Source organism: Phocaeicola sp. RTP21198st1_B8_RTP21198_201120 (assembly GCF_040929485.1).
Classification (GTDB): domain Bacteria; phylum Bacteroidota; class Bacteroidia; order Bacteroidales; family Bacteroidaceae; genus Phocaeicola; species Phocaeicola dorei.
In genome coordinates, this window is record NZ_JBCOCI010000038.1 from 1 (window position 1) to 22785 (window position 22785).

General features: G+C 47.4%; 27 protein-coding genes. 7 read left to right on the plus strand and 20 right to left on the minus strand.

Annotated elements, in window-relative coordinates:
• The first annotated feature begins 119 nt into the window (after positions 1-119).
• Together AB5935_RS14095 and AB5935_RS14100 are read left to right on the plus strand one after the other, a co-directional pair.
• On the plus strand, positions 120-761 hold the full coding sequence (locus AB5935_RS14095; RefSeq protein WP_038608641.1) for an RteC domain-containing protein: 642 nt from the start codon (positions 120-122) through the stop codon (positions 759-761).
• A 148-nt stretch (positions 762-909) separates the two neighbouring features.
• The gene (locus AB5935_RS14100) at positions 910-1242 is read left to right on the plus strand and encodes a helix-turn-helix domain-containing protein (RefSeq protein ID WP_038608644.1); all 333 of its coding nucleotides are present in this window, start codon (positions 910-912) and stop codon (positions 1240-1242) included.
• Between the two features lie 41 nt (positions 1243-1283).
• On the opposite strand, the gene AB5935_RS14105 is transcribed toward AB5935_RS14100, so the two are convergent.
• From AB5935_RS14105 to AB5935_RS14130, 6 genes are all read right to left on the minus strand, one after another.
• The gene (locus AB5935_RS14105) at positions 1284-2012 is read right to left on the minus strand and encodes a hypothetical protein (protein ID WP_038608647.1); all 729 of its coding nucleotides are present in this window, start codon (positions 2010-2012) and stop codon (positions 1284-1286) included.
• Positions 2013-2016: 4 nt separating this feature from the next.
• Positions 2017-2940: a relaxase/mobilization nuclease domain-containing protein gene (locus AB5935_RS14110; RefSeq protein ID WP_038608650.1), complete on the minus strand. Its 924-nt coding sequence runs from the start codon at positions 2938-2940 to the stop codon at positions 2017-2019.
• Entirely contained in the window at positions 2906-3289 is a 384-nt protein-coding gene (locus AB5935_RS14115) for a MobC family plasmid mobilization relaxosome protein (RefSeq protein WP_038608653.1), read from the minus strand. Before AB5935_RS14115 ends, AB5935_RS14110 begins: the two co-directional genes overlap by 35 nt.
• 156 nt (positions 3290-3445) lie before the next feature.
• Entirely contained in the window at positions 3446-4426 is a 981-nt protein-coding gene (locus AB5935_RS14120) for a toprim domain-containing protein (protein ID WP_149998319.1), read from the minus strand.
• 309 nt (positions 4427-4735) lie between these two features.
• Positions 4736-5968, minus strand: a complete 1233-nt coding sequence (locus tag AB5935_RS14125) for a VapE domain-containing protein (protein WP_120053600.1) — start codon at positions 5966-5968, stop codon at positions 4736-4738.
• Positions 5949-6257 carry a helix-turn-helix domain-containing protein gene (locus AB5935_RS14130; RefSeq protein WP_134771213.1) on the minus strand — a complete coding sequence of 103 codons (309 nt, stop codon included), beginning with the start codon at positions 6255-6257 and terminating at the stop codon, positions 5949-5951. The genes AB5935_RS14125 and AB5935_RS14130 overlap by 20 nt, the downstream gene beginning before the upstream one ends.
• Positions 6258-6595: 338 nt before the next feature.
• On the opposite strand from AB5935_RS14130, the gene AB5935_RS14135 reads away from it, so the two are divergent.
• Together AB5935_RS14135 and AB5935_RS14140 are read left to right on the plus strand one after the other, a co-directional pair.
• Positions 6596-6883, plus strand: a complete 288-nt coding sequence (locus AB5935_RS14135; RefSeq protein WP_054349921.1) for a helix-turn-helix domain-containing protein — start codon at positions 6596-6598, stop codon at positions 6881-6883.
• A 4-nt stretch (positions 6884-6887) separates the two neighbouring features.
• Positions 6888-7169: a helix-turn-helix domain-containing protein gene (locus AB5935_RS14140; protein WP_054349894.1), complete on the plus strand. Its 282-nt coding sequence runs from the start codon at positions 6888-6890 to the stop codon at positions 7167-7169.
• 158 nt (positions 7170-7327) lie between these two features.
• Here AB5935_RS14140 and AB5935_RS14145 read toward each other — a convergent pair whose 3' ends face one another.
• From AB5935_RS14145 to AB5935_RS14155, 3 genes are read right to left on the minus strand one after another with little or no spacing between them, the layout of a single operon-like run.
• On the minus strand, positions 7328-7774 hold the full coding sequence (locus tag AB5935_RS14145; protein ID WP_054349893.1) for a hypothetical protein: 447 nt from the start codon (positions 7772-7774) through the stop codon (positions 7328-7330).
• Complete coding sequence (locus tag AB5935_RS14150; protein WP_229108819.1) at positions 7771-8421, minus strand: serine protease; 651 nt, start codon at positions 8419-8421, stop codon at positions 7771-7773. Before AB5935_RS14150 ends, AB5935_RS14145 begins: the two co-directional genes overlap by 4 nt.
• 48 nt (positions 8422-8469) lie before the next feature.
• Positions 8470-8736 (minus strand): tyrosine-type recombinase/integrase, encoded by a 267-nt coding sequence (locus AB5935_RS14155; protein ID WP_308159304.1) that lies wholly within the window; start codon positions 8734-8736, stop codon positions 8470-8472.
• A gap of 206 nt (positions 8737-8942) precedes the next feature.
• Here AB5935_RS14155 and AB5935_RS14160 point away from each other — a divergent pair, with 206 nt between their 5' ends.
• On the plus strand, positions 8943-10172 hold the full coding sequence (locus tag AB5935_RS14160) for a site-specific integrase (RefSeq protein ID WP_120053604.1): 1230 nt from the start codon (positions 8943-8945) through the stop codon (positions 10170-10172).
• A gap of 20 nt (positions 10173-10192) precedes the next feature.
• Positions 10193-11410, plus strand: a complete 1218-nt coding sequence (locus tag AB5935_RS14165) for a site-specific integrase (RefSeq protein WP_054349890.1) — start codon at positions 10193-10195, stop codon at positions 11408-11410.
• Between the two features lie 64 nt (positions 11411-11474).
• Here AB5935_RS14165 and AB5935_RS14170 read toward each other — a convergent pair whose 3' ends face one another.
• From AB5935_RS14170 to AB5935_RS14200, 7 genes are all read right to left on the minus strand, one after another.
• Positions 11475-11768 carry a helix-turn-helix domain-containing protein gene (locus AB5935_RS14170; protein WP_008665353.1) on the minus strand — a complete coding sequence of 98 codons (294 nt, stop codon included), beginning with the start codon at positions 11766-11768 and terminating at the stop codon, positions 11475-11477.
• A gap of 12 nt (positions 11769-11780) precedes the next feature.
• Positions 11781-11984 (minus strand): helix-turn-helix domain-containing protein, encoded by a 204-nt coding sequence (locus AB5935_RS14175; protein WP_087425953.1) that lies wholly within the window; start codon positions 11982-11984, stop codon positions 11781-11783.
• Between the two features lie 391 nt (positions 11985-12375).
• Positions 12376-12609, minus strand: a complete 234-nt coding sequence (locus tag AB5935_RS14180; protein ID WP_054349888.1) for a hypothetical protein — start codon at positions 12607-12609, stop codon at positions 12376-12378.
• Positions 12606-13535, minus strand: coding sequence for an amidoligase family protein (locus AB5935_RS14185; protein ID WP_054349887.1), 930 nt, complete (start codon positions 13533-13535; stop codon positions 12606-12608). The genes AB5935_RS14180 and AB5935_RS14185 overlap by 4 nt, the downstream gene beginning before the upstream one ends.
• A 120-nt stretch (positions 13536-13655) precedes the next feature.
• Positions 13656-14465: a ParA family protein gene (locus AB5935_RS14190; protein ID WP_087425995.1), complete on the minus strand. Its 810-nt coding sequence runs from the start codon at positions 14463-14465 to the stop codon at positions 13656-13658.
• Positions 14466-14557: 92 nt separating this feature from the next.
• Positions 14558-14896 (minus strand): DUF3408 domain-containing protein, encoded by a 339-nt coding sequence (locus AB5935_RS14195; RefSeq protein WP_038608681.1) that lies wholly within the window; start codon positions 14894-14896, stop codon positions 14558-14560.
• Positions 14897-14926: 30 nt separating this feature from the next.
• Complete coding sequence (locus tag AB5935_RS14200; RefSeq protein WP_038608684.1) at positions 14927-15334, minus strand: DUF3408 domain-containing protein; 408 nt, start codon at positions 15332-15334, stop codon at positions 14927-14929.
• Between the two features lie 277 nt (positions 15335-15611).
• On the opposite strand from AB5935_RS14200, the gene AB5935_RS14205 reads away from it, so the two are divergent.
• Positions 15612-15767 (plus strand): hypothetical protein, encoded by a 156-nt coding sequence (locus tag AB5935_RS14205; protein WP_153880875.1) that lies wholly within the window; start codon positions 15612-15614, stop codon positions 15765-15767.
• A 769-nt stretch (positions 15768-16536) separates the two neighbouring features.
• On the opposite strand, the gene AB5935_RS14210 is transcribed toward AB5935_RS14205, so the two are convergent.
• Genes AB5935_RS14210 through AB5935_RS14225 form a run of 4 tightly spaced genes read right to left on the minus strand, consistent with a single transcriptional unit; the run spans position 16537 to position 22779 of the window.
• The gene (locus AB5935_RS14210; protein ID WP_005654459.1) at positions 16537-17073 is read right to left on the minus strand and encodes a methylglyoxal synthase; all 537 of its coding nucleotides are present in this window, start codon (positions 17071-17073) and stop codon (positions 16537-16539) included.
• A 52-nt stretch (positions 17074-17125) separates the two neighbouring features.
• Complete coding sequence (locus AB5935_RS14215) at positions 17126-17935, minus strand: arginase family protein (RefSeq protein WP_005825802.1); 810 nt, start codon at positions 17933-17935, stop codon at positions 17126-17128.
• A gap of 16 nt (positions 17936-17951) precedes the next feature.
• Positions 17952-20510 carry an alpha-glucan family phosphorylase gene (gene glgP / locus AB5935_RS14220; protein WP_038608691.1) on the minus strand — a complete coding sequence of 853 codons (2559 nt, stop codon included), beginning with the start codon at positions 20508-20510 and terminating at the stop codon, positions 17952-17954.
• A gap of 22 nt (positions 20511-20532) precedes the next feature.
• Positions 20533-22779, minus strand: coding sequence for a cation:proton antiporter (locus AB5935_RS14225; RefSeq protein WP_038608694.1), 2247 nt, complete (start codon positions 22777-22779; stop codon positions 20533-20535).
• Between the last annotated feature and the right edge of the window lie 6 nt (positions 22780-22785).

Genomic DNA, 22785 nt, shown 5'->3' on the forward strand with positions numbered 1-22785 from the left:
ATTATCTGCAAATTCAGTAATGAGAGGACGTGTAAACGCAATAAGGACGTTCAAGGGCTTAGTTGCGGATTTGAGGCAAAGAACTTATAAAATGATCACGATAGCTACTTAAGTTAATTATGGCAAACTGGAATTTAGCAGAAAAACAGATATATAAATTATTAAAACATCCTTTCCAAAAGGAAAAATCTGATATAGAATCTATTACTGCTGCATATCTTGAATTTGTAGAAGAATTGTTCGATTACCTTAATAAAGAAAATGATAACAAAACACGTATTAGGCAATTAAATATGAGTTATATAGATTTTGGTACAATTAAGGCTTTAGAAGAAACTTCACCTACGGAAAATAGCAAGTTGAAAATTATATGTCTTGACAAACTGTTATCTTTAATAAATATGGAGCAAGAACTAATCTATCGGCAAATGGAATACCCCAAATTTTTCATTAATATTGAATCAGATTGGAAATCTCCCTTTTATTTAAATAGCGAGGTCATTAAAATTATAGATATAATGGAATTAGTTTGTGGTATTTTTTATATCAAAGATGGTATTATTCGCATTGATAACAAGGATATTTTTCTAAGTGATATATCACGTATTTTTGAGAAAATGTTTAATATCAGTTTTGGTGATATATACAAAAAAGAAATAGCAGTTATTAAACGAAAACCTACAAAAATCACAGATTTTTTAGATAGGTTGAAATTAGCTATTATTAAAAAGAGTAAAGACAATGGCTACGATTATTTTTAAATATTTTTATTTGATAATCAATGAGATATAAATAATTTATAGGGGAGTGGATGTACCATTCCCTTATTTTCTTTGCTCTCGTTTTCTGAACTTTGCTTCATCAATCGATTGACAAACAATAATGTATAATCAGAAAAATGAAGCAATCATGTATATAGACAATGACGATTTCAGCGTATGGATGCAGAAGCTGTACGCCAAACTGGAAGAACTCTGCAAAGATGTACGGGTACTGCGCAATGCCGACAGGGTGCTACCCGAAGATGACAACCTGTTGGATAATCAGGACTTGTGCCTGTTGTTCAAAGTGAGTATCAAGACCCTGCAACGTTACCGGGCTATCGGTGCGCTGCCATACTTCACAATCAGCGGAAAAGTGTACTACAAGGCTTCCGATGTCCGGGAGTTCATCAAGGAGCGGTTCAGTGCCACCACGCTGCGCCAGTTCGAGAAAGAACACAGCACGAAGAAAAAGAAGTGAATTTGAAAGCCGGGGCGGTTCTGCTCCGGCTTTGCTTTGGTTTATGGCTTGCCCAACTTGTCGGCTTCCTCCTTTAGCCGCTCTGCTTGTTTGTTTAACAGCCTTGCCCGTTCCAACGCTTCCGCCTGCTTCCTGATGCGGTATTCAAAGCCTTTCACCGAATCGGTCAGGCTTCGGACAAAAGCGTTATCCCGTTCCCGGCTGAACTTTGTTTCCAGCAAATCAAGGCTGCTGCCGTCTGCTTTTCCTTTCATCAGGATATAGCGGTATTTTATATCGTTGTCCTGTAACCGCTGCATTTTTTGTACAAAACGTACATTCAACACAAGCGACACAAGACAAATGATTATCCCTGCTGAAAAAAGAAAGAACTTAGTTTTCAGGTACGGAGTTACCCGGTATATCAGTTTGTCGTACCATGAAACGGGCGTTACTTCTCCGGTCAGTGCTGTATCATCAACCGGGAATAACACTTTTAACCGCTCCTTGAAATATCGGTGCGAGGTCACGATAAGCCCCTTTATATCTTCAAGGTCTTGTTTTGGGTTCTCGGACTGCCCTTTTCCGATACTGCCGATTTGGTTTAGAATCTCCTGCACCATGTTTTCAGTAATGCCGGATTTACCTTGCATTTCCGAAATGCGCTGTTCGATAACGTCCAGTCGGTTAATCGTTTCCTCCCGGCTGGCTGGCGTTACCTGCTTCTCCTGCCGTTCTTTCAGTTCCGTAACCATGGAGAGAAGCCCCTCCAAAATTAAGTTATTTTCCATGTCCCTATAATTTTAAGTGTCGTTTCTTTTTCTTCTTTTTTCTTTCACCGGGATTGTCGGGCGTTTCATCAGCCGGAGAGGACGAGGCGGAGAACAGACCGCCCAAGCCTGCCAGTAACGGACTGTCGGCTTTGCCCGGTGTCTGCGATAGCTCCTGAACAGGTGCGAAAACCGTCTGTCGGTTGCTTCCGACAGTGTTCAGCCCCGTATCCCCGAAGCATTTATCCAGCTTGGAGAAACTGAAACTGCGGTCTATCTCCGAACCCTTGAACGTGTATTCGCCTTTGGAAAAGGATATGCCCTGTACTTCGCCAGTCTGTCCCCTGTACTTGAAATGAATCCCGATACCCTTTTCTGCCAGCCGGGTTTGTAACTGCCGCCAGTTCCTTGATTTCCCGATTTCATCCTTTACGGCATTGTAAATCTCGTATTTGGATTTGTCCGGCTCTTTCAAACGGTACTGCTTTACATGCTCCTTGCCTTTAGCGAAATAAAGCCCGTGTTTGGCTTTCAGCTTCTTGCATACCTGCTCGTTGCGGTACATGTCGTTTCTGTCCGAAATGGTCTTGCCGTTGTTGTCTATGCGGTTGAACACGATATGCACGTGTGGATGTTCCCGGTCTTGGTGGCGCACGATGATGTACTGCGTATCGGTGATTTTCATTTCACGCATGTACTCCTGCGCAAGCTGTATCATTTTCCCGTCTGTCAGCTTGGGTGCGTCCACCGGGGAATAGCTTAGCGCAATATGTCCGACAGGCTTTTTCAGGTCGGGGTTCATCCCGGCTTGCAGTATGAAACTGCGTATGATGTCCCGGTTGCTTTCTGTCAACACTCCCTCCGCATGGAGCAAAGCAGCCTGTTCCTTGCTGAGTACATAGTTCACGCAGCCTTTAAATCCGCTTCCCTTTTTTATTTTTCCAATCATCCGACAACTGGTTAATGATTTCGACAATCCTGTTTTTGAGTTTCACCAGTTCCACCGCCACCAGTGCGAACCCTCCGGCATTCGCCCGGTGCGCTAACTGGTTGATGTTGTTGGCTTCGCCCGCCAGCTTGCGGATAGTGTCCGCATCCTGCCTGTTCAGCCGGGGCGTTACCTCTGCCGAAACGACAGCCTGCCGGACGTACTCGCTGACACGCAGCCCGGCTTCGGTGGCTCGCTTCCTGATAGCGTAGAACTGTAACTCGGTCAGCTTCGTACTGACTACCCGGTTCTGCTTGTCTATCCGGCTTTTTGCCGGGCGACCTCCCGGTTTGTTCCTTATCTCTGTCATAGGCTTTTGCTTTTAGGTGGTATCTTAAAAATTGCGACCAACAGGAGAAATTTTCTTTGCTGTCAGGCAAAGCAAGGTGTTTCGGTAAACCGAAACATAACCTTGCTCTCCCTAATCACACAGCCTGCCGTCTGTTCATGCTGCCAGTCTTGCAGGTCACATCCTTAGCCCTCTCTTTCTTTTTTCACCCGGATTTTGTCTGTTATCCTGCTCCGGCTGGGGCTTGTCGGTAACTGTCAAGTCTTGGGATTGTTTCACTTTAAGGCTACGCAAATAGTCGTTCAGGTCATTGTGACCGCTGTACAGGTGTGATGCGTCACGTACACGCCATTTGTATTCCTGCCTTATGGCTTCAACCGCTTTCCTCCCGGCTTCGTCATTGTCAAGCATACAATGTATATGCCCGTAATCAGCCAACGGATATAAGGCTTTATCCGTGTTGGCGGTGGAGTTCAGAATAACGTAGTCCTGCCAGTCGGTGCAGGGCATATCCGGGCTTTTCTGTTGCCGGATAGTGAGGAACGAGAGGAAATCCAAAAATCCCTCGAACACGAAACAGGTATCTCTCGGCTCTCCCTGCTGCCGTATATGGGTGATGTCTTTCGATGTGCTGCCCTTGAAACGGGGATTGCGGAGTTCATAACCTCCTGAATCATTCCTGAATGCCAGCGCAAAATAAGGCTTTCCACCGACGCGGTAATACATTTCCTGCACGTATGGGGATGCCGTTCCGGGAGAAATCCCCCTTTCCTGCAAATAGCGTATGAGTGCCGGATTCTGTAACGGCTGTATTCTGCGTATATCTATCGGGCTGGCTGCTTGCCTTTTCGTGTCCCTTTCGGGCAGGTCTTTCCCGTGAAAGGAAAAAGAGGCGGTATCACCCTGTTCCAGTCGGCAGATAGCACCGTAGGCGTTGCACTCGTGCTGCTTCATCACAAGGTCGATGAGCGTCCCGCCCTCACCAGTTCCGTAGTCACACCATAGATTGGCGTTATAATCCACCTTGAAACTTGGCGTGTTGTCCTCCCGTAAGGGGCTGCGATACATGCCGTAGCTTCCTTTTTCCGTGACGGGTTGGATTCCCAAAGAGTTCAGGTAATCTTTGATACTGATATTGTTGGCTTCCTTGTAGGTCATGATTTTTATTTTTAAATTTAACGATAGTAATAATGAAGCAAGAAGCGAGTAAGAAGAAGCACAGGACATTACTACATCTATCTGTTTCTTTTTCAACGGATTGTAGTACATGTAGTAACATAGTAATTATTTATCCTTTAAAAAAGGAATAAATATATCCTATATATTATATTGCCGTTTTTTCTTTTTTCCGGATTTCCCGAAAGTTTGGGATTCTATCTTACTTCATACTACACAATTAATAAATCATTGTTTATTAGATAGTTATTTATATAATAAAGAAAATGTAGAAGCTACTACATTCCGGTTCTACCCGTAATCATCTCCTGTACGGGAAGCCGAAACAGGCTTTATCCTGTACCCATATACGGGATAATAGTTGTTGTTTATGCGCTTTTGCACCCGTTTGAAACCGATTTTCCGCAATGATTCCCCCAATCTTTTTTCGGATAACTGAACAGGGGATATATTGCGTAGGTGTGCGAGTATCTGTGCGGTAGTCATGAAACAGTTCCTTTCCTCCTCTGCTGTCGGTTGTTCAAAATATTGCATCAGCATTTCAAACTCGATTGTCTGCACCTCAAATTCCGCATTTGTCAGGTGCAGTTCTTCAATCTCCGCATCATTGAACCAGTAGCGTACACCCTGACGGTACAGGTACATGATTTCGGAATAGACGTTATCCATGTGAATACTTTCTGCCGTGGGCTTGTCTATGTGCAGGACTTCAAACGGCAGAAAACGCCTGCTGCCTGTCGGGTCGGTCAGGAACTCGTTGCCGTTCACCGAAGCCATGAAGCTGGCAAGGTGGGGGTATTCCTCTATGTAAACATCATACGGTCTGCGGTATTTCACCGCCGGGGTGGTGATAAGGTTCTTCAAGGCGTTCTCGTTCTGCTTGTTGAGTTCCTTTAGCTGGTCGTCAATGTTGATGAACAGGTATTCGGCTATCAGTGTCAGGATGTCTTTGCCCTGCGGGTCTATCTTCCCGGTAAACAGGTAGTTCTTAAGCGGTGTCGGGCAAAGGTTGTCCAGCCACCACGATTTGAACTGTCCCTGCTTGTCCCCGGTCAATACCAGACAGGTATGGTTCTGACATCCCGTGTCGTTCATGGCGTTGGCTACCACACCGATAAGCCATTTCGTGAAATATTCCTCCCATTTGCCGGGATTGGCTACCTGTACCGTGTTCAGAAGCCTGCCGATATGCCCGTGTTCGGCAGGATTCAGTAAGGGCAGGGCGTTGAAATACTCCTGTATGGGGTGAGCCTTTCTTGCGAAATCGCTTTCCAGTATCATGCGGATGTTGTCGGTAGAGGTGGAAATGTCAGCCGTTGCGTCCAGTCTGCGCCTGAAAGTGTTCAGGGCAAATTTTGTAACGGGCTGGTACAAGTCCGCAGAACTTGCAGCCCGGTATTCCGTCCGGCTCTTTACGGTGTTGAACCGGAAATCGTACAGGACGTTCAACAGGCTTTCGATGCGCTCGTTCTTGGACTGCCAGCCCTCGATATGCCTTGTATCATCACTTTTTTTCTTTTTCATCGGGAAGTCTGTTAGAAGCCGGGACATACTGCTGCTGCATCCACTTTTTTAGTCCCTCCATGTCGAAACGTAGGGTGCGCCCACGCTTGACACACGGTATCAGTCCCTTGCTGGCTAAGTGGTACAGGTAATTGACCGAATACCCGGTTATGCCGCTGGCAACGGATATTTTGACTAACACAGGCTCTTTTCCGTCCTGCCGTTCTTCGGGCTGTGAGCCCATGACCGGGGCAATCATCTTTTCTATGTTCTCCAGCCGTTTGAAAATTTCTTCGAAAGGATTATTCATAGGTGCTTGTTTTTTGAATTAGCACCACAAATAAAATAAGAAAAATCGGTAAAAAACAAAGCGTCAGCCGTTTGGAATCGCTTTGCTGCGCTCTGCACCAAATTAATGTCGGCAAATAGAAAACGGCTTTGTGTTTATTACCTTACTTATTTAGAAAGTGGGGGAAAACAGGTTTTTTGTTATCGGTTCGTTTCTTTCGTGTTGTTGTTGGGGTGGTGGTGGACATTTTCGGACACGCAAGGTCATTTGCGGACAGAAAGAAACAACCTGTCATTCAGTCTTATATATTTGCACCAGTGAAGAAAAACGGAGTATTGACAAAAATAAATATATCGGTTATGGAAATAGTGACGATTGAAAAGAGAACCTTTGAACTTTGGAAACAGAGGTTTGAAAATTTTGTGGGGCGTGTGGATGCGCTCTGTGTGCCTTTACGCAGGAAGCGTGACAAGTGGTTGGATAACTGCGAGACCTGCCGTTTGCTGAATGTTTCAGCCCGGACAATGCAGACCTACCGTGATACGGGGAAACTGCCTTATTCGCAGATTAACAATAAGATTTACTACAAGGCTTCGGACGTGGAAACATTTCTGCTCGACCAAGTAAGGGACAATTCTAAAAAGTAGGCGTATGGATTTGATAACGAAAGATTCCGAAACTACGTTGGTGCTGTTTTCTTCCCTTGACAGGGTACTGGAAAACGTGGAGTACGTGGTAATGAACTATCGCCCGGTATTGAACGGTGAACACTACCTGACGGGTGAGGAAGTATGCGAGCGACTTTGCATCAGCAAACGGACTTTGCAGGATTACAGGGACACGGGACTGCTGGGGTACGTGCAGCTTCCGGGAAAAATCATCTACCGGGAAAGCGACATCATGGATTTGTTGGAAAGGTTCTATCAGAAATGAAATCTTGAAAACATGGAATCTTGTTTTCTTGCTGTCTTGCTTTCTTGAAATATTGAAGTATTGAAATATAGCTGTCTTGTTTTCTATATTGTTTGGTTGAAAGCCAGCAATCACGGTTTCTTGAAAACTGTGTTGCTGGCTTTTTAATTATTCAAAAACTATTCAGTAACAAAATGCTTTGTAGAACAATATGCCTTAACTCCCATTTTGGATGTAGTGTGTAATATTAGGATAATGGCAGGAACTAAAATGGCAGGTGTCATTCCTATAATTGGTGATAACCAATTTGATAGAGCAGTAACACTTCCTAAACCGATGGATTTTCCTGCCGCTAAAAATTTCTTTTGTTCTTTTTCATAATCAGGATGTCCACAAATGAGTTTGTCAAATTCATCTTTTAGTCTGCTCCAATAGTTTTGGGCTTCTGCCGTATTGGTTTGACTACCTCCGAATGTCGCTGTTTGAATGGGACCTCTCGCTGTTAACCATTCCTCGGCTGCTTTTTCTTCTCCATATTTAGATACTAATTGTTCAATAACAACTTTTTGATATGGTTTAAGGCAAGCATACCACTCGTTAAGAGATAAATCATCTATTTCTATCATAACATTTCTTTTATGTGATTTGCAGAAATACAATAAGAAGTTTGGTTTAACTCATGAGGGTTTATTCCGGCTATAATAACTCCTGACGCAGGCGCATAAGTACCTATTAATAAGCCAATAATTGCCCCTGTCCTAATATTAAATATTAAAGAACCTGATTGTCCAGGTCTTGTTTGTATATTAATCGTTGCATATTTTGATTTGATTCCGGATGTTTCTAATAACATTTTAGCTCCAATTTCTGTTTCTTGATATGTTAACACTCTTCTGCCCATAACACAATGTGGAAATCCAAACATACCAATTTTCTCTCCCACAGGAATGTTATCTAATGATTCCAATGGAGGTAAATTGCCATTAAATCCTAAATCCGTTTTTAATATGCATAAATCAGTAATTGGATTTATATCTTCAATAATAGCAGTGGCAGGACGACATGATAAGTCTGTTACGTCTTGATAAACATTTATATTCGGAATATGAGGTAACAAAACGCATAAATCATTTGTTTCATTTCCTACAACATGTCGTGCTGTAACTACTTTACCCTCATTAGAAATAAGGAATCCTGTTCCTAACATGTCAATTGCATGAGTATTTTTATTGCATTTCCCTATTACAAGTGTTATTTGTGTAAAATCAAACATGGCTTTTATATTTATAATGTTTCTATTGTCAAATTTAGCAGAAAAAACTCATATATGCAAATTATTAATTTGTTTTTCAACTTCTTGCATATCCCTTAGTATCGTTTGGTCTAATACCTTTGCGTAGTGCTGTGTCATTCGGGTGGATGAATGCCCCAGCATTTTAGCCACATTCGGCAGTGACACGTTGTTAGCCAGTGCGATAACCGATGCGAAACTATGGCGGCTCATGTAAGTAATATTTAGAAATGCAATAAAAAACAGAATGACGAGAATTAAACGTAAATCGTTTATAATTAAGCATTTTGCGAGAATTGCAGAACAGACAGACCTGCAAAAGAAAACAAAATATTGCAACGTTTCAGTTACCAGACTGTTAGCCGCCTGTTTCGGAAACAACGGCAGGTAACCGAATTTTTACCGATAGGAACAAAGCGGATTTGTATTCACTGTTTATCAATGTTTTGCATGCCAAAGGACGCTTTTCAAAGGAGTATTTTTACAACCTAAAAAAGAGCGTTATGAAAGTGGAAAAATTCAAGGTGCTGCTCTACCTGAAAAAGAGCGAGCCGGACAAGACCGGCAAGACCCCGATCATGGGACGGATCACCCTCAACCGCACGATGGCGCAGTTCAGCTGCAAGCTCTCCTGTACCCCCGGGCTATGGAACGCACGTGAGAGCCGGCTGAACGGCAAGAGCCGTGAAGCGGTGGAGACCAATGAAAAGATAGAGAGGCTGCTGCTTGCCGTACACTCGGCCTTCAATTCCCTCATGGAAAGGAAAAAGGATTTCGATGCCGCCGCGGTCAGGGACATGTTCCAGGGTAACGCGGGCATGCAGATGACCCTGCTCAAACTTCTCGACCGGCACAACGAGGAGATGAAGGCCCGTGTGGGCGTGGACCGTGCGCCGACGACAATGTCGACCTACGTGTACACCCGGCGCACCCTTGCCGAATTCATCAAAACGGAATTCAAGGTCTCGGACCTCGCCTTCGGACAGCTCAACGAGCAGTTCATCCGTGACTATCAGGATTTCTGCCTGGAAAAGAAGAAACTGGCGATGGAGACGGTGCGCCATTACCTGTCCATCCTGAAAAAGATCTGCCGCATCGCCTACAAGGAAGGGCACTCGGAGAAATATCATTTCTGCCACTTCAAGCTGCCCAAGCAGAAGGAGACAACACCGAAAGCACTCAGCCGTGAGAATTTCGAGAAGCTGCGTGATCTGGAGATACCAGAAAAACGCAGGTCACATGTCATCACCCGGGATCTCTTCCTCTTCGCCTGTTACACCGGTACCGCCTATGCCGATGTGGTAAGCATCACCCGGGAGAACCTCTTTTGGGATGACGAGGACAGCCTCTGGCTGAAATACCGGCGGAAGAAGACCGACTACCTCGGACGCGTCAAGCTGCTGCCGGAGGCCCTCGCACTGATCGAAAAGTACCGTGACGATACCCGCGCCACCCTCTTCCCGCCGCAGGACTACCACACGCTCAGGGCCAACATGAAATCCCTGCGCCTGATGGCGGGGCTCAGCCAGGACCTCGTCTACCACATGGGAAGACATTCTTTCGCCTCCCTGGTCACGCTCGAGGAGGGGGTTCCGATCGAGACCATCAGCAAAATGCTGGGACACTCCAACATAAAGACCACCCAAGTCTACGCGCGCGTGACCCCTAAGAAACTGTTCGAGGACATGGACAGGTTCATCGAGGCGACCCGTGATTTGAAACTCATTCTTTAATCCTAAAAAATATCATTATCATGCGTAGTACATTCAAACTCTTATTCTACATCAACCGTAACAAGGTGAAATCGGACAGTACGACCGCCGTCCTCTGCCGGATCAGCATTGACGGCAAGAAGTCAGCCGTTACCACCGGCATCTATTGCAGGCCCGGTGACTGGGACAGCAAGAAGTGTGAAATCAAAACAGTCAGGGAGAACAACCGCCTTGCCGCCTTCCGCAGCCGGCTGGAGGAGGCATACGCCAACCTGCTGAGGAACCAGGGGGTGGTCACGGCCGAGCTGCTCAAGACCACCGTGTCAGGTGCCAATTCCGTGCCGGAATATCTCCTGCAGGCCGGAGAGGTGGAACGCGAACGTCTCAGGATCCGCTCCAAGGAGATCAACTCCACCTCGACCTACCGCCAGTCGAAGACCACGCAGCTTAACCTGAGACAGTTCGTCGAATCCCGCGGGATGAGGGACATCGCCTTTTCGGACATCACCGGGGAGTTCGCCGAATCGTTCAAGGTCTTTCTCAAGAAGGAGCTGGGACACAGGAACGGGCATGTGAACCACTGCCTGTGCTGGCTCAACCGGCTCATCTACATCGCCGTGGACCGGGAAGTATTGCGGGCCAACCCGATAGAAGATGTGGCATACGAGAAGAAAGATGCACCTAAACTAAGGCATATCAGCCGCAATGAACTGAAGCGGATGATGGAGACCCCGATGCCCGACCCGATGATGGAGCTGGCGCGCAGGACATTCATCTTCTCCTGTATGACCGGTCTTGCCTACGCGGACACGAGGGCTCTCCATCCCCGTCATATCGGAAGGACCTCGGAAGGGAGAAGGTATATCCGCATCCGCCGGGCCAAGACGGACGTGGAGGCGTTCATCCCGCTGCACCCCGTGGCCGAACAGATACTGGAGCTTTACAACACCACGGATGAGGGCAAGCCGGTATTCCCGCTGCCTGTCCGCGACGTCCTCTGGTACGAGGTGCACGGGATGGGCGTGGCACTGGGGATGAGGGAGAACCTGTCCTACCATATGGCCCGGCATTCGTTCGGGACCCTGACGTTGACCGCGGGTATTCCGATAGAGAGCATCGCCAGGATGATGGGCCATACAAACATCGACAGCACGCAGGTCTACGCCCAGGTCACCGACCGGAAGATATCCTCGGACATGGACCGGCTGATGGAAAGAAGAAAGTCCGCGGATGCGGCCGGCAAGGAAACCGCCGACTAAATAAGGATTGCCGCCGGAATCGTAAATGCAATTCCGGCGGCAATCCTTAAACTTGAATACGATATTATACCAATGCAGGGTGATAATTCTCCTCCAGCAGCTTCTCGATGTCCGACTGCCTGTACAGGATCTTCCCACCGAGCTGGATATAGGGAATCCGTCCTTGGTCCCTGTAATCCTGCAGGCACCTGCGGCTGATCTTCAATGTCTCGGAAAGCTCCCTGTCGGTCAGGAACCGTTCCCCGTTGAAGGGAGGACGGTTGTCACAGGCAAGACGTTCCACTTTTTTCTCTATATTGTCCAGCAGGGCGAAGAACCTGCGGATGCGCCCGTCTTCCTTATCGATAATTCCTTCCATTTCTTCCGTTCTTTAAAGGTTTCCGTTCTTTCTTCTTTCCCTCACCGCCTTCTCCTTGCGTCTGATGCCGACGTAGGTCATCAGCCTCTCCACGTCCTCCGGTTTGTAATAGAACTTCCGCTGGAGGCGGGTGAACGCCAGCCGTCCGGTATCGCGGAGGGTCTGTAGGGTACGCGGCGAGATGTCAAGGCGCAGGCAGACATCCTGGCCGTCCAGTCACTCGCCGGGTTCCTTACAGCGGTTCCTCTCATACTGCCTGTCCACATCTCCGGACAGTTTCTCGACGCATGCCAGCATCCTCTCAAGGACACCGGCCTCGATGTAGCATATTTCCATATTTTCAACTCGTTTAAATGTCGGTGCGAATATAAGGGAAGAAAACATGCGGGACAAGCACATTCGTCCGACTGGCAGGAATAGTCATGAATAGTCGTTTTTTGTCATATGGCGCGGAAAAAGACTCCGTAGCCAGTCGGCTTTCACGCCCCCCCTTTGGAAACCCGCAGGACGGGTGCGTCACGGCGATGAAAAAGAAAAAATCCCCACCGGAAATGAAGTGGAGTGACCTCAAACCGGCAGGGAGTGTAATAATAAAGGAGCGGGCCGCTCAGCCCTTGATGTAGCCGTACTTTTTCAGGTCGTCCATGAAATTCCCGGGCGTGTCGGTCCTCACCCTCACCCCGTGCAGTTCATGGTACCGGCCCGAGAAGTTCACCATGTACTCCTCATCGGTGCATTCGCTGTCAAACCAGCTACCCTCACGCAGGAGGCGTACAAACTCAGAAGGGTCGGAGGCGGCAATCCTGCCGCTATCTGCCAAAATATACATATGCCTGTTCATGCCGATAGTTTTTTGGTTCTCAGTTTATAATAGAGTTTCTGTTCACCGTCAAGGAAGGGGATGTCCCGGAGCGCGGTGGCCACAGGCACTTGCCCTTGTGTGGCAAAGGTAACCAATTTGTGGAGAAACAGCACCCAGTTGCGCATTTTTGTGAAGTTGGTCGTTCCAGAATGCTGGCGGAACTCGACCGTCTTGTGCCGTGAGTAGGCCTCGAGGTTCACCTTGTGGTAACGGTCGCCGATCCTTCCTTTCAGCTCATCCACCGTCCGGGCCGAACGTATCATCTCGTCAGAGACATGACCCAGTCCCCGGCAATAGCGGTTGTCCCTGCGGGATGCCGGCATGAACCTGTCGATGATCGGTTCCAGATGTTTGTAACTCAGGGCCAGGTTACGCCAGGTTGCCATGCTGAAACCGGCGGCATCGATATGCACGTGAAGCCCGCAGCTCTCGTTCACTTTCACGTCACACAGGTCAAGCACCCAGCAGACCTTCTCCAGTTCCCGCAGGCCGGTTTCACCGACCAGGATCGGACTGACCAGCTCGAATGTGTCGTTACCGTTCAGGCTGCTGTCCGTCACGAGCTTCCAATGCGGACGGGTGGTATGGTTATAACCTTCCACCACAACCTCTATCCCGGCCTCCCTGAGCTCACGTGCGAGCCGTTCACGGGAGCAGTTATAAGCCTCGATCTCGATACCGAACTTGCGGTTGAAAGTGTAATCCAACGCTGTTGTCGCCGGATGGATGTTCAAACCGCCCTCGCGTTCCCTCATCCGGCGCAGGGCGTTCACCACGAAACCGTAATTGCCGTTGGTCACCATCCTTGCGATTTCCGCGCGGGGAACCCCTAAAAGGTACAGCTGACGGATCTTGCTTGTCTTCGTTGTCTCTTGTGCTAAAACACGCCTAATTTGCTCGCTCATAACTTGTTACCTCCTTTATTATATACTACTAAGGTAATGCATTCATAGGGGAAGTCGTAATTATAAGGAGCCTATTACCGTGCCGTTTAGCTTAGTTTACCTTAGGCTAAAAATCCTTATTTAAGGTGTCTGTATCTTATCATCCGCCCGGCCGGCAGCAGGTTCCTCCAGACCGATGGCGCGGCATATCTCCTCCACCAGTTCCGGAAGGCCGGAATCCTTCTCCTGACGGGAATCGGGCGGGAACAGCGTGGAACGGAAGACACCCTTGCGGACAGGGTCAGCCTCCCGGGTGTAGCGGAGGGTGTTCGGAACGCGCGAGGACAGCAGCCGCAGCCCCATCCTGTGGATGACCCGGTTCCAGGCTTCGTACAAGTCCTTCCGTCCCCTCCTGTCCACCATGTTCCAGAACAACCGGATCCCTTTCAGATTGCAGTTCCCCTTGGCGATCAGCTCCTCTTCCAGCGCCTTGGCAAACTGCAGGGAGCTCTGCATGACGATGTTGTCCGCCTTGAGCGGGACAAAGATGTAGTCCATCGCGGCGACGGTATAGACCACACCCTCGCTGCGGAGCGTTCCGGGGAGGTCGAAAAGCACGACATCGAAAGCCTCGCCTTTCTCCACGGTATAACGCCGCAGGTCCTCCACGGCTTTTTCCGGATCGCTCTTGATGACTGGGTAGGCAGGCTTTTGGATTCTCTCGTGCTGCCGGTAAAGGCCCACCTTCAGGTCATCGTTTTTCATGACGTTCTCTATGTCCCTCTCACGCATCAGCGCGATACTGTGCTGCGGGGAGTCACAGTCCACGACAGCCACACGCAGCCCTTTGTGGTAATGCAGCACACTGGCCAGCAGTACCGTAAAGACCGATTTGCCCACGCCGCCCTTCTGGCTGGCGACGGCAACCAACAACTCTTTTTCTTTTTTCATACTCATACCTTTAAAATGTTAAACACTATTGTTCCTGAGACAAAAAACAATGCCCCGATCGGATGAGATGCCCTGTCATGGGAGACGGCCCCTTATGTCCGGCCGGGCAGGGACTCCTCCAGAATCATCTCCGCCGTTTCCCTGTATTCTTCCAGATGCCGCGAGACAAGGTGGTTGATGAACCCCTCCAGCGTGACCTTCCCGTTTGAGGCTCCCGCCAGGATGGAGAGTTTCCGGTGCAGGGTGGCGGGAATGTGCAGTGACCGGCGCTGCACGCTCGCAATTCCATTTAGGTATTCATCGCCGTAGAGGGACGGCTGTACGGCCCCGTTCCACCGAGGCTGGGTAGGGGCTTCCCCCATTATCCCGCAGATGTGCTCCGCGTCCATTCCGCCGGGACCCGTCCGGCCTTTCACGTTCTTTCCTTTCATTGACATATCTTTTTGAACATTTACAGATGTTTACCGGCGGGCCATCCCATTCTCGTCATCCCAGGGCCGGTAGACCTCACCGAGCAGCCCGGCGATATCCTCCCTGTGCTCCTCCATATGAAGCTCCAGCAGCCGGATGATGAAACCTGAGATGCTGCCGCAACCGGAGGCCCTGACCAGCATGGCGATACGGCGGTGCAGCCTCCCGTCAATGTACACGGTCTTCCACTCCGCGGACTTGGGGGCGGGAACCAGAAACTTCCTTTTGTATTCTTCCGGGGATGTCACTTCTGCCGCCCGGGACCGACTTTCACGGCCCAGCGTATCCACTGGAGGTTCCGGGGATGTGGAGACAGGATCTGACAGGAAGTTCCCCATAAGCCCGACCCTCCCGAGAATTATATCGGAAAGCCGGTCCTTTTCCTTTTCTGAATCCATTTTCTTAAAATCTTAAATTATTAAATTACACAACCGGTATTGTTTCGGAATACAAAATAAAGGAAGAAGAGGACAGGACGGAACCGCCTGTCACTTATAGTCATGGAAAGTCAGTTTTTGTCATGGGATGTGTAAAATGGGAAGGTGGGGAGACTCTCCGTTTGCAGAAGTGTAGAAGTCACAATCCATCAATGGAGACAATGAGGGAAGAACACGAGGCATGTACGGCTCACCGCCCGTTCTCCATTTGCAGAAGTGTAAAAGTAACAATCTGTCAATGGAGACAATGAGGGAAGAACACGAGGTCTATACGGCTCACCGCCCGTTCTTCATTTGCAGAAGTGTAAAAGTAACAATCCGTCAATGGAGACAACGAAAGAAGAACACAAGGCATATACGGCTCACCGCCTGTTCTCCATTTGCAGAAGTGTAGAAGTAACAATCCGTCAATGGAGACAACGAAGGAAGGACACGAGGCATGTACGGCTACTGCCTGTTCTCCATTTGCATAAGTGTAAAATGACAATCCATTAATGGAGAATAGGGTATGGAAAGGGCTGATTTCCCGTATATGTGCCTTCTTATTCCCGAATTATGGGCGTAAGTCGCATGATTCGGGAGAGATATCCACCTTTTTATGGGGAGAGAAGTCGGCAAATCCCCGATGGAAATGCCCCGCAAATCACAAGAGAACAGCCACATAATGGGCTGATACACAATAATTATTGGATAAACGTGGTCCGTCCCTGCGGACAGCAAGTTGTGTTTTCGTTAAACGAAAACCGTACGGTTTAACGGCAACCTGCCGCCAAACCGTCCCTGCCCCCTGATGCTCCGGAGTCGTGGGGGATAAGCTACCGGCATGTTCCATGTCCCTTTGGCATGGGATCCTGCGGATGAATCCGGGCACAGAAAGGCGATTTTCGCATAATTTCTCACAAGGTAGTTCCGGAAAAAACTGGCAGCAAGACTTTGCTGGAAGGACTAAACAAGAAGGTGAAAGGAGTGATGTACACCCGCAATGCCCTTGTCCTTTTTCGACTGGGATGCATAAAGGAAGCGAAATATTTTATAAGTGGTTTCTTTCCACCAACCCTTCTGGTTGGTGGAAGCAGATTACCATTCAGTAGATACCAGTTCTGAAAGATGTAAACAACTTGTTTCTTAGATAGCCTTATAAATATGCTACTACTTATTACAGTTCATTTGGAAATGTTATTCTCACTTTTATTCCTCCGCTTTTTCACTTGCTCCACTGCTTCAGATATGATTCCCTTGTTTTCAAAACGCTGCGTGTAATTGGTATAATCCGGGTGAATACGTTCGTAAGTTGGGTCAGTGAATAAGGGACTCGTAATAATGTGGTCCGCAGTCGAACGGTTACAGCAGAAAACAATATTTTCAACTCCAGCCAGTCTGGTCAATGCTTTCACATCCGTATCGTGCGGCTGTAGTGTCATCGGATCTGTAAAAAAGAACAGATAGTCTATTTCTCCTTCTACGATCCGCGAACCAATTTGCTGGTCACCTCCTAAAGGACCAGATTTCAGGATTGTGATATCCCATTTGATTTCAGGATGTTTTTCTTCAAGGGCTTTTTTAATTAGTGTACCGGTTGTACCCGTACAATAGAATTTATGTCCTATCAGACGTTCCGAGTTCCAGAGAACCCACTCTATCATGTCTTTTTTCATTGCATCGTGTGCAACAAGCCCAATTCTTCGAACAATTGTTTTCATAAAGCTAAATTATTTTTATATGATAAATTATAATAACAAGAAAAAACTAATTCTATTGAAGGCCGGAGGATGACCGGATAAGTCTGAGCAATTCTTTGTTTGCCCGGCTATCCATGATGGTTTCCCGTTTTTCTTCAAAAAGATTGAGTGTTGTGGAGCATTCCCCACAGATGTCAATGCCCACTACCTGTTCTTTCTGAAGAATAACAGCCAGCAGTTTCTCCAATTCCCATAAGCTGAGAGAACCTTGATCCCAGTTTGTTGCTGCCGAAGCCGGATTCAAGACATCCTTGTCTATGGAAATGTAAACCGGCCCGTTGATATGTCCGGAAGAAAAGTCCTGCCAACCCTCTTCGTGCATGAGCGTAGTTTCACTGTAAAACCGGACTTGTCTTTCATATCCTTTCGGCACAGCCTGTATCAGTTTGTCTGAAGCACCTACGATAATTACTTTCTTGCAGTTGTTGTTATGGTCCAATATATCCTTTACCCAACTTCCGCAAGAAAGTATGTTGTCAAACAACGGTGGCTGCATATCGGGATGGTGGTCGAACACAATCAGCGAAAACGGAGTTTCGAGTTTGTCTGTCCAGAATTTAGTCAAATAATGATAATTGCCTGAATCGATGAAATGGACTCCCTCCGCCGGATAATCAGCAATCATCCGCTTCAAAGCCAAAGTACCATCCCTGTCACAGTAGCCCTCTGTACCATAAAGATGACGACAGTCCAGCCATATAAACTTATTGTTCCGGGCAAACGCCTCGTAGTCATACACTCCCGTGAAGTTCATGATGATGATCGGCCATGCTATCCGTTTATCTGTTTTTTGATTTTGCCCGCTCATACGTTGTTTTTGCATATCCTTTTACTGTTCATTAAAACCATCGTACATAACAGAAATCTTGCCGGTGAGGTAACAAAGCATTCTTGGGATACATACGGAAGGCCTGCTTGAAGCTTCCGGCGTTGAAAATGCCGGATGTCGCCTTAAAGGTATATAAATTCCCATTCTTGGAAACCGGCGAAAGGGGAATTACCTCATATATGTGATCCTGACCGCCTTCATGCCTGATAATGACCGATTCTATTCCGATTGCGTCATCCAGGCCTTTCTCATCAACGACAACCGTCACCTCATATTCCTTTCCGGCTTCAATCGTGGCATTCAGCCCGTTCCCAGCCTCTATGGATTTGATTTCTATGGCATCCCATCTGCTCCGGACGTTTGCTTTCCAGTCAGCCATCATTTTCGCCTTCGCAAAGTTGTCGGCTGCCAGAATATGGAAATGCTCTGACAGCTTGTTATAGAACCTGTCATAGTAGTCATCCAACTGTCTTTTCATGGTAAAATGGGGAGCGATTTGTGCGATTGAGTTCTTGATATACTTGACCCAGTTTCCCGAATAGTTCTTCCCCCCATGCTCGTAATATAGTGGCAGGATGTCATGCTCCAACAAATAATAGATGGTTTCGGCATCCAGCTGGTTTTGGTACTGTTCATTCTGATAAGTACTTTTATCGGTCAGTGCCCATCCGGCATCCTTACGGTATCCTTCATACCACCAACCGTCCAGCACGGAGAAATTAAGCACACCGTTCATCAATGCCTTCTCGCCCGACGTACCCGAAGCTTCTGCCAACCGCATAGGGGTATTCATCCAGATATCCACACCCGAGATAAGATGGCGCGCCAGGTCCATGTCGTAATTCTCCAAGAATATGATTTTACCTAAAAATTCCGGGCGCCGGGATATTTCCACGATTTGCTTGATCAGTCCCTGCCCGGCACCGTCATTGGGATGGGCTTTGCCTGCAAAGATGAACTGTACCGGATATTTCGGATTATTCACGATTCTAGCAAGTCGGTCTATATCCGTGAACAGAAGATGAGCCCTCTTATATGTAGCAAAACGGCGTCCGAAACCTATTAGAAGGGCATCGGGATTGAATCTCTCAAAAATGGAAACGCTCAATGCCGGATCAACCTGACTCCTAAGCCAGTCCTTGCTGCATTTGCTTTTGATATAGTCCAGCAATTTTGCTTTCTGTTTTAACCGGGTATTCCATATCTCTTCATCTGGGATGCCATAGACAGCCTCCCAGATTTTCTGATTGGACTGGTCGCAGAAAAAGTTCTCATCAAAATTGTCCTTGAAAAGCTTTTTCCATTCTGCCGCACACCAGGTAGGCAGATGTACCCCGTTGGTTACATAACCCACATGGTTCTCTTCCGGGAAGTATCCCTTCCAGATCGGCGCAAACATTTGCTGGGATACCGATTTATGCAACTTGCTGACGCCGTTTACCTCCTGGCAGGTCTTGCAGGCGAAGACAGACATGCAGAAACGTTCCTCCTTGTCTCCCGGATTGTGACGCCCGAGATCCATCAGGTTATCCCAGGTTATACCCAACTTGCCAGGATATCCCTTCATATATTTATTGAAAAGCCCTTCGTCAAAATAATCATGACCAGCGGGTACGGGAGTATGTACGGTATAAAGTGAGGAAGCACGTACCAGCTCCATGGCCTGCCCGAAATTCAAACCGCCATTTATGTAATCACAAAGCCGCTGGATATTGATCAATGCGGCATGCCCCTCATTACAGTGATATACATCCTTCGTTATACCCAAAGCTTTCAGCGTCATCATCCCGCCTATGCCAAGCAGAATTTCCTGTTTTAGCCGATTCTCCCAGTCACCTCCATACAGATGGTGAGTGATAGGGCGGTCAAACTCGCTGTTGAGTTCATTGTCCGTATCCAGCAGATAAAGGGGGATACGCCCCACACTGGCTTTCCAGACATTGGCATGTACCACAAAACTGTCGGCATAGGGGACGTGGATTACCAGTTGTTTCCCATCCGGTTGCATTACCTTTTCAATCGGGAGCTGCCCGAAATTCTGCGCTTTATAATTGACTGTCTGCTGGCCGTCCATGGAAAGCGACTGGTCAAAATAACCGTAACGGTACAAAAGTCCTATGGCACAAAGGTCCACATTGCTGTCCGACGCCTCTTTCAGGTAATCCCCCGCCAACATTCCCAAACCGCCGGAATATATCTTAAGAACTTCATCCAAGCCGTATTCCATGCTGAAATAAGCTATTGACGGGCGCTGGTGGTCCGGTTCCACATCGACGTATTTTTTGAAGGCGGAATAGACGGCATCCATTTTATAGACAAAGTTCTCATCATGTGCCAGCGCTACCAGCTTCTCATAATTCATCTGCTCCAGAAGCAATACCGGATTCTGTTCCACCTCTTTCCAAAGTTCCGGGTCCAAATCACAATACAGTTTCTTTGCGTCATCATTCCATGTCCACCAGAGATTATGTGCGATTTCTGCAAGTTTCCGCAGTTCTGCAGGAAGATGTGAACCTACTGTAATCTCCCTCCATTGAGGGGTATTTACATTATAACTTGAATATTCCATGACATTTTATATTAAATAAGTCCTAATCTTTATTCAGTCCTTTTATTATTTTTCGTTTACCGACAATCCATACCGTATCATTCTCCTTGAAAATTGTATCAGGGTCTGGATTCATAATGCTCGCGGTACTCCTCTCTATTCCGATAATGACGCTATCCGATATGTCCGCCTCCCGGATCGTCTTTCCGATCAATGGTGAACCTCCTTCGACAGGAAATTGCCCTATTTCCATCTCATCCTGCGAGGATGTTCCGTTCCCGTCCCTTTCTACCTCCTTTTGTTCCATGGATGTTCGGAAGCTTTCCAACTGCCGGTCCGTACCTACGACCGTAACCTTGTCATATGGATAGAGATGTTCTTTCCCTTGTGGTATATCCAGGCGTTTTTCTCCACGGGTGATTGAAATCACATTTATCTGAAACAAGGTGCGTAGGCTGCTTTCTTTTAATGTTCTGCCCACATATATGGAATCAGGGGATACTGTGAAATCCGCCAAATGTAATTCCTTGAACGGGATATTGCCGCCAAGGGTGGAGCCTGTATCACTTTCTGTAGAAAGTCCATTCCCATCCGTCCCTTGAAAGTTTGCCATAAATTGTCTCTCTATAGTCAGCGACCGTTTCTTGATCCGCTTGGAAAAATAAATGACGGCAATGATAATGGAAGAGACTACCAGCCCGGCTCCCAAGGCAACATTGAAAAGATGGGTAATGATACTCATCATGATAATCGTGCAAATCAGTATTTTGACAAGTACTATTGATACCAAAGGCCCTCTGTTGAACTTGTTGTCCGTCCAGAGTTTACGGAACTCGGTTGAATTGTTCTTTTTCATGATGATGGCCCACAGAAACGGGGATATGACAAGAAAGATGATGACGAAGCCCAACAAGTTCCCTTCCATTCCCGGCAGACTTTTCCTAATCAAAGGATGTACATAGGAAAAATATAAAGTGATGAAAAAAACGCATACGACCAGATAGAGTGTGACAGACACCAGCATAGACCGGATCAGTTTATGCCAAGTACCCTGGTGTTTTACAGTCATTGCCCCGGACGTATAGTGTACGAGATAATCTTTCAGGGATTCAGGCAGATGGCTGTCTATAAACCGGTATGCAGGTTCCGAAAGCCGTATCATATAGGGGGTAAGAAAAGTCGTTATGACAGATACGGCCACTATCACCGGATAGAGATACTTGTCCGTGACATTCAGACTGACGCCTAAAGATGCGATGATGAATGCGAACTCACCGACCTGTGTCAGTGAAAAGCCGGACTGTATGGCTATTTTCAACGGTTGGCCGGAAAGCAGGATACCAAAGCTCCCGAATAGTACCTGGCCGGACAGTACCAGCAATGTCAGGGTGAGAATAGGGACAGCATATTCCCACATCATGGCAGGATCGATCATCATTCCCACCGACACGAAAAATATGGAAGCGAACAGGTCTTTTACCGGCTGTACGATATGTGCGATTTTTCCCGCTTCAACGGTCTCTGCCAGCAGGGACCCCATGACAAAGGCTCCCAATGCGGCAGAAAATCCCGCTTTTGTCGCAATCATCACCATTCCCAGGCAAAGTCCCAGAGAGGTTATCAATAAAATCTCGTTGCTGGTGAAACGGCGTATCTTCTTCAGCAGGGTAGGTATCAGATAGATGCCCAATGCCGACCAGAAAATCAGGAAAGCGGCCAGTTTCAATATACTTTCCAGCATCTCCTTCCCTTCAAAATGTTTGCCTACCGCCAACGTGGAAAGAACAACCATCATCACTACCGCCACCAGATCTTCGATAACAAGAATCCCCAAGACAATGCCAGTGAATTTCTGTTGGAGAAGTCCCATGTCATTGAAGGCCTTGAATACGATGGCCGTGGACGACATGGACAGCATTCCACCCAGAAAAATACTGCTCATGTGGGAGAACCCCATTGCATTCCCCGCCATATAGCCTATGAACATCATGCCACATACAATAGTGACAGTGGCAACGATAGCCGTAATGCCCACATTTATCAATTTCTTGAACGAAAAGTCCAGTCCCATCGCGAACAGCAGAAAAATGACACCGATGTCCGCCCATATTTTGATATTGGCAGGATCGGAAACAGTCGGGACCAGGGAAACGGAAGGGCCAGCCATAATACCGGCTACAATGTAACCCAATATGACCGGTTGCTTCAGCCACTTAAAAATGACGGTTACAATACCGGCAATAATCAGAATTATGGCAAGATCCGATATTAAGGGAGCAACTTCTGACATGTTGAC